General features: G+C 36.8%; 1 protein-coding gene and 1 pseudogene. Both read left to right on the top strand.

Translation table 11 applies throughout. The features are described 5' to 3' along the window. Positions 1–140, top strand: a pseudogene (locus CF394_RS15355) (aquaporin); the annotation flags it as partial. A gap of 18 nt (positions 141–158) precedes the next feature. Beyond that, positions 159–258: FGGY family carbohydrate kinase (locus tag CF394_RS15350; protein ID WP_133079868.1), on the top strand; the 100-nt coding region annotated here is incomplete at its 3' end.

The raw sequence follows: 258 nt of genomic DNA, 5'->3' as shown, positions 1-258 counted from the left end.
TTTACAACGCTGCATTTAAGGGGCACATCACAAGCAGCTTCTGGATTGTAAGCGTTATATTGGTTGTGGTATTGTTAGGGCTATATATCTATACGAAATCACATTCTGCTAAAACATTATCAAATTCAAAATATATTTAATCAAAGGGGAGACACCTTATGGAAACGTACATTTTATCCTTAGATCAGGGGACGACAAGTTCAAGAGCGATTCTGTTTAACAAAGAAGGCAAAATCGTTCACTCCGCTCAAAAGGAAT

Source organism: Tetzosporium hominis (genome assembly GCF_002265435.1).
Lineage (GTDB): Bacteria > Bacillota > Bacilli > Bacillales_A > Planococcaceae > Chryseomicrobium > Chryseomicrobium hominis.
This window is presented reverse-complemented; position numbering and strand designations above follow the sequence as displayed.